Here is a 6,873-nt window from a genome sequence, read left to right as displayed (position 1 = left end):
ACCCGGGACCACACGATCGCCGAGCAGTCGAAGAACTACCGCTACTCCACGGCCCATCAGGTGGTCATCGACGCCGACACCCGCCTGGTCGTGGTGGTCGGTCGGCCCCTGCCCGGCAACCGGCACGACTCCCGCGGCTGGGAGGAATCCGGCGCCAAGGCCGCCGTCGGCAGCACCATGACCATCGCCGACGGCGGCTATCAAGGGACCGGAGTCGTCATCCCGCACCGCCGCCGCAAGGGCGAAGAACTCCCAGCCTGGAAAGAGGAACACAACCGCTCCCACAAGCAGGTGCGGGCTCGCGTCGAGCACACCTTCGCCCGCATGAAGGGCTGGAAGATCCTGCGCGACTGCCGCCTGAAAGGCGACGGCGTCCATCACGCCATGCTCGGCGTCGCCCGCCTGCACAACCTCGCCCTCGCCGGATAGCCGAACAGGCGGCACTGCAGCCGCCCATGCCACTCCCGACTCCAAGATCGTTACGGGACAAGCCTTAGCGGGCGGGGAACGTTTGTACGGGCAGACCATGGACGGCTTCGACCTCGCCGTCATCGACGAGGCCCACGGAACGGCCGGGGACCTCGGCCGGCCCTGGGCAGCAATCCACGACAACACCCGCATCCCCGTCGCCTACCGGCTCTACCTGACCGCCACCCCGCGCATCCTCGCCCCCTTCGAGATCGATGACCTCGAGATCCACGACCCCTCCCCCGCCGCGGAGCAGTCCGAGCTGTCGGAGGAGGCGTTGTGGGGGCGGCGCCTGGCGCTGCTGCAGACCGCGCTCCTGGAGCACGCGGCCGCATACAACCTGCGCACCGTCATGACCTTCCACCAGCGCGTGGAAGAAGCGGCGGCGTTCGCGGAGCAGCTGCCCCGGACAGCCGCCGAGCTCTACGAGAGCGAGATGCCCGACCGGGCTCTGGCCCAGGCGGAATCCCCGACGCGCACGTCCGCTCTCACATGTTCCGGCGAACGATGTCGGTGATCACCGGGCGCGAGCCGGGCTCCGAAGTCGCCCTCGGCCTCCAGCTGAAGCACGCTGCCCGCCGGGCACTGGCCAACTGCACCACGCAGGGCTACGCCCAGATGGACACCCAGTGGGCCAAGGAGTTCGACCAGCAACTCGAGTACGCCGCCGCACTCCGGTTGGTCGACTTGCTCAGGGCCCGCCGGACAGGCGAGAAGGTTGCGGTCGGGCCCGGCGCCGACCGGGTGCACGCCGGCCTGGACCAGGTCATCTCGACCATGGACGAGGACCCCGCCTTGCGGACGCAGATCGCCGATGAACAGGCCGAGGCCGCCCTGCTCGCGACCCAGTTCACCAACCTGCACCTGGGAACCATCAACCACTGCATGTTCGACGCCTCGCAGGCCGAGTGCCACAACGAACTGCCCGCCGATCAGCGCGGCACGGCCCCGCTGATCGGCGCCTGCCAACCCGACCGCTGCCGCAACTCCGTGATCACCCGACGCCACGCTCCGATCTGGATCGCTGAGGAAGAGGACCTCACGGTCAGAGCCCAGGACCCCGCCCTGTCACCACCCGGCCGCGAGGCCGTCCTGATCCGCCTCGCCGACGTCTCAGCGCATCACCCGCGCGCTTCGCCAAGAAGGAGTCACCCCCTGATGCCGGTGTCCGCCAAGACCGCCACCAAGCTCCGCGAGGCCATGAGCAGGCTGCTGGCCGGCGAGCCCCTGCACACCGACGGCGCCCTCACCAAGGAGAACCTCGCCCGCGAAGCCCAGGTCAGCCACGCGACCGTCCACCGCGCCGACGACATCCTCGCCGAGTGGAACGCCAAGGTCGCCCGCCCCGTCCTCCGCACCCCCGGCGAGGTCGCCTGGGACGAGACGATCGCCCAGCTCCGCAAGCAACTCCCTGAGGCGAGAGCCGAGATCACACACCTCACCGGCAAACTCGACGCCCTTGCGACGGTGACCGCGAACCTCTACCGCGAGAACCTGGCCCTGAAGAAACGCGACACCAACCGAAGGCTCGCCCCTCTCCCCTCCTCCGAGTGAGCACTTTCAGGGGAGCGCAGGGCGCGTGCGCGATGCTGGTCGACCTCTCCGTGGAAACGCAACCACCCCCGCTCAGCGGGGCGACGGGTTCACCGGTTCTGGTGGAGTCTGGTGGTGGGCCCTCGTTGGTGGTGCGGCGGCGGTCTTCAAGCGATGGCACACCGTCAACACATGTCTCGGTAGCGCAGTTCAGGGAGGTAAGTCCGCCACTGCTCCCGCGTGAGCCCTCCTCCGGCCCGCTCACACACCGTGGCGGTGATGCGCGCCGGGTCGATGGGGTATGTCCGTAGCGGCACGTGCTTCCCGGCAGCCTGGAGAGTCCTGCCGTCGCGGAAGGAGAGTGCCAAGATCGGGTCCCCGGACGTCGGGAGCGGTGAACCCAACTGCTGGGCGGAAGCTACGTCCCACAGCGTTATAGTGCCGGCGTTCCCTCCCACGGCAAGGGTGCTGCCGTCAGGGGAGAAGGCCAGTGCTGAGACGGCTTCCCGGCCGTCCGACAGGTCGCCGTTCACTGTCCCGGCGAGCTCCGCGAAATGCCGCCGTCCGTCCCCGTCCCACAGGGACACCGAGCCGGTGTCGGTCCCGACCGCCAGTCGGTCGCCTGTCGGGTTGAATTCCAGCTCGCTGGTTGCGCCGTCTCTGCTGAGACGACGAACGGTCGAGCGGCCGGACGGGAGCGCAAGGAGCATGGAGTAGTCGGTGGCCAGGAGCCGGCCGTCGGGCCGTAGCGCGAGTGGCTGCTGTTTGTTTGTCGACGGGACGTAGGTCTCGTCCACGGGTCTGAAAGCTGTACGGCGTGTGATCCGTCCTCCGCTGCGTGCATCCCATCGCTCCCACTGATCCGATCCGGGCCGGTAAGCCAGGAGCACCTGCCCGTCCATGGTGAGTGCGATGCTCTCGGCGAGGTCCAGAGTGTCGTTGGTGGTGAGCTTCAGTGACGAGAACTCGCGGTTCTCACGCGTGTCCCAAATGCTGATCCGTTCCGGCCACGCGTGGGACGAAGCATGGTCGTAGGTGCTGGTGCCGTACGCGTAGGCGCGGCCGTTGTGGCTGAACACCATGTGGATGGCGCAGCGGTCCTCGATGTTGTTGGACTCGCAGTGCGCGGATCGCAGCCGCGTGAGGGGGCCTCCGGCCGTCTTGCGTAGTTCGAACTCGGCGGTGCTTCCCGCGAGCCGTGCAGTCGCGAGGTGCTGTCCGTCCGGGCTGAAGCGTGCCCACTGTGTTGTTTTCTGATGCCATGAGGTGTTTGCCGTGTCGTCGAACTCGACTGTCCTCACCGCGGTCCCGGTCACGTAGCGGATCACACCTTCCTGCGGGTCAATCCGCACCTCGGAGACATCCTCGTGACGGGGGGTGTAGTGGAGGACGAGACGTGGGGGACCGTCGATGCGCCACAGGCTGAGATCTTTCTCGCCGGTCACTGCCAGATATCTCCCGTCGTTGCTGAAGGTCACTTCTTGAGCCCCAGGGTGAGAGATCTCGCGTTTTCTTCTGGAAGTGGCATCCCAGATCCGCACACCGTGGTCAGTGGTGACCGCCAGCAGATTGCCGGCGCCGAAGGCTATGGAGTTGCCGCAGGCATTCCAACCGGCCGCACGTGCCCCGGGTGCGACTCGGTGTTTGCTGTGGACATCCCACACTTCCAGCGAGCCTGTGGTCGTGCAGACCGCCATGTACCGTCCGTCGGCGCTGACCAGCGCATGCTGTACTTCCGCTCCCTCGCGTGAGAGTAACCGTCGGTGGCGCCGGATATCCCACACCTGCGCGTCTCGCCCCCCTGCGACGATCAAGGTAGTGCCGTCGGAAGCCAGTCCCGCGTCAGTCACCGTGCCGCCCACCGGGAAGGGGTTTCCGACCGTGGCGCCCGTGTTGACATCCCGCACCTGAAGAAGTTCACCCAGGACAAGGAGTCGACGCGCGTCGCCCGACAGATCCATGGCATACCTTGGTTCGCCTCCCGAGCCCCTGGTACCAGGAAACATCCCGGTACGCCGGTGCCTTACGACGTCCCAACGCTGGACCCGGCCCTGGCCGGCAATGACGAGGGTTCGGCCGTCGGCACTAAGAAGCGTGCCGTCGTCGTCGGAGTGTTGCGGCAGGGGAAAGACGTCACGGTCCTGCTGCGTACTCGCCTCGTACAACGCGGCCTTGGTCTCCGTGGTGGCACTGGTCCGCCATGCGGCGACACTGAGACGCATGGCCAGCGCCGGATCCGTCGTGCGCAAAGAATGGGCAAGAGAGGCTATGCGCCGGGCTGCTGCCTCCGACCGGCGCCGGCCACTCTCCTGGTTCTGCTGCCAGGCCGCCACGCTCGCCACCAGAGCAAGCACTAGTAGGAGGGACAGGGATGCGGTGAAGGTACGCAGCCGTCGACGTTCCTTTCCGCGGGCCGCCCGGCTGGCCTTCAAGAAGTCCGTTTCCAGAGCGGTGAGTTCGGCGGAGCGCTCAAACGTGAAGGCCTCCTCGGCGGAGGCCAGCCGTACGCCACGATAAAGTGCGCCCGGGTCCCGCCCGTGGGTCTCCCAAGACCGGGCGTCCTGGGCCAATGCGCGGTGCAGAAGCAGTCGCTGCCGGTCTTCCTCGATCCAGGACCGTAACCGGGGCCATGCCGTAAGCAGTGCCTCGTGCGCCAGGTCCACGTGCTCGCCGTCCACTGTGACGAGGCGAGCCCTGGCCATGCTTTCCAAGATCTCGTCCAGGTCTCCCCCGCTGACCTGGTCCAATTCGCTCCGATCTACGGGGCGGCGGGTGTCCGGGGCGCCCTGTCCGGGGGTAACCAGCCGTAGCAGCAACCGTCGGGCCAAGCGGACCTGGTCGGACGACAGGCGGGTGTAGAGGAGTTCGGCGGTACCGGCAATGGCTCCGTGCAACCCGCCGGCTGCCTCGTAGGCGTTCTCGGTGAGGGCGCGGCCCTTGCGACGGTGCCAGGTTTCCAACAGAGCGTGGGACATCAGGGGCAGAGCGCCGGGTTCGCCTTCGACTTCGTCGAGGATGCGCGTGGTCAGCGTGCGTTCCACGATCAGCCCTACAGCCTGGGCGGGTTTGACGATTGCTTCGCGCAGTTCGTCACGGCTCATGGGGCCTGCCAGCACGGTGGCGTCCTGCAGGGCGGCGGTCAGCGCGGGGTGTTCGGCGCAACGGCCGACAAAGTCGGCGCGCACGGCGATGATGACGCGCAACTGGTTCACGGGTTCAGTGGCAGCCAGGAGCCGGTCGATGAACCGATCACGTTCGGCCGGGTCGTGGCAGAGGGTGTAGAGCTCTTCGAACTGGTCCACGATCAGCCACGTGTCCCCGTCGCCGTCCTTCGGCGTCAGCCGCTGCTCGTGGGTGCGCAGGGGGTGCTCGCCAGGGGTGAGGACGCGCAGCGCGGCTGGCTGTGGGGTGGCCTGGTCCGGGTTGCGGAGGCGGGGGATGAGGCCGGCGCGCAGCAGAGAGGACTTGCCGCTGCCCGAGGGACCGAACACGGCGGTGAACCGACGGACACGGGTCAGCTCGACCAGGCGGTCGGTGAGCTCGTCGCGGCCGAAGAACAGATTGGCGTCGCCGGGCTCGAAGCGGGCCAGACCCCGGTACGGAGGCTCGACGTCCTCATCCCCGGTTCGGGGTTCCGCCGCTACTTCAGCGGCCGCCTGCCGCCAACGCTCCTCCCACTCCTCCGGATCACCGCCGCACGCCCTCACGTAGGCCAGCACGACGGGCAGGGTCGGCAGCCGCTCGCCGCTGGCGGCCTGCGACAGGGTGCTTGTCCCCTGACCCGCGCGCTGCGCCATGACCCGGTAGGTCGGGCTCCCGGCTTCCGCCCGGAGTTTGCGTAACTCGGCCGCGAAGCGCGCCACCGGCCCGGTGGTGGGATCGAGTGGGCTTTCAGGACGTCCCGCCATCGACAGCTCACCCCTCTTGCCGCCCGCTTCTCCCGTGGATGCGGCGCGAGGTCGGACAAGGTACGCAACCTCCTGGCAGGAGCGCAATCCGAAGGCGCCTCCTTTGGCCAACACCGCAACGCTGCGCCCGTGACCTGCAACAAGTCCGTTGTTCAGGGCGGCGAAACCGGCTGCCCATTCAATTCCCGACCCGCTGAACTCGATGTCGTGAGCCCGCCGGGGCCCGCAACGGCGGCTCCAAGCTCAGTCCGCGGGCTCGCCCCGTGAATCAGTCCATCGAGGAAAGAGGCAGTACATATGCGTGCGCTCAAGCCCATCGGAATCGCCGCAGCGAGTGCTGGTCTCTGCTTGCACCGATTACCGCAGCAGGGGCTGCCGGCCTCGGACCGTCCGCGCCCCAGACCAACAGCAGCAGTGCAATTGCAGCAGGTTGGAACTGCCGTGACACCTCCAGCACCATCACAGGGTCAAAGGTCACAGCTCACATCTGCTGGAACGGTACGAAGGTGAGGGCCAGCGGGACGATCTACGACACGAAGGGCGACCACCACAAGGCCTGCGTCAAGGTCCACTACGTGACCCGTAACGGGGTGGCCACCTGGCTTGCCAGTTGCGACGACAGGGGAGCGGGAACCCACACCTCCTGGGGCCAATACGAACCCTACGGAAAGAACTACTGGATCAAGACATGCACCAACAACTGGACTGGCACGAGGTGTGACGCCCACTGGCGCTGAGCACACCCCGGCCGTGAACGGCGGAAAGCAGGCCGACAACATCCCTCCGATCTTGTGGCGATGTAACCGAGCCACAGACCAGAAGTTCTTTCCGCTAAGCAGAGTCCTCATGGCCCGGGGATCCGGCCGGCGCGAGGGAGCCGACCAGCGCTTCAGACCATGAACGCTGCTGGAGCAGGGCGGCCAGGCGATCTGCCGTCTGGGCGTCGTGCAGGCAGTGAGCAACG

3 protein-coding genes and 1 pseudogene are annotated in these 6,873 nt (G+C 67.5%); 3 read left to right on the top strand and 1 reads right to left on the bottom strand.

The features are described from left to right. The 3 genes and pseudogenes from ACFW2E_RS37910 to ACFW2E_RS37900 all read left to right on the top strand — a co-directional run. On the top strand, positions 1-429 hold a 429-nt coding region (locus ACFW2E_RS37910; protein ID WP_384473912.1), incomplete at its 5' end, for a transposase. 61 nt (positions 430-490) lie between these two features. Continuing rightward, positions 491-952, top strand: a pseudogene (locus ACFW2E_RS37905) (helicase); the annotation flags it as partial. 23 nt (positions 953-975) lie between these two features. Next, entirely contained in the window at positions 976-2,022 is a 1,047-nt protein-coding gene (locus ACFW2E_RS37900) for a hypothetical protein (RefSeq protein ID WP_384473909.1), read from the top strand. Positions 2,023-2,186: 164 nt separating this feature from the next. On the opposite strand, the gene ACFW2E_RS37895 is transcribed toward ACFW2E_RS37900, so the two are convergent. Beyond that, positions 2,187-5,909 (bottom strand): hypothetical protein, encoded by a 3,723-nt coding sequence (locus tag ACFW2E_RS37895; protein WP_384473906.1) that lies wholly within the window; start codon positions 5,907-5,909, stop codon positions 2,187-2,189. Between the last annotated feature and the right edge of the window lie 964 nt (positions 5,910-6,873).

It is taken from the genome of Streptomyces sp. NPDC058964, from assembly GCF_042741275.1.
In the GTDB taxonomy this organism is placed as follows: Bacteria; Actinomycetota; Actinomycetes; order Streptomycetales; family Streptomycetaceae; genus Streptomyces.
Note: the sequence above shows the minus strand (reverse complement) of the source record. Positions and strands in the feature narration are given on the sequence as shown.

Excerpts from the sequence above, each read along its gene's own strand:
- ACFW2E_RS37900 (WP_384473909.1), top strand. The coding sequence starts at position 976 with ATGTCGGTGATCACCGGGCGCGAGCCGGGCTCCGAAGTCGCCCTCGGC.
- ACFW2E_RS37895 (WP_384473906.1), bottom strand. The coding sequence starts at position 5,909 with ATGGCGGGACGTCCTGAAAGCCCACTCGATCCCACCACCGGGCCGGTG.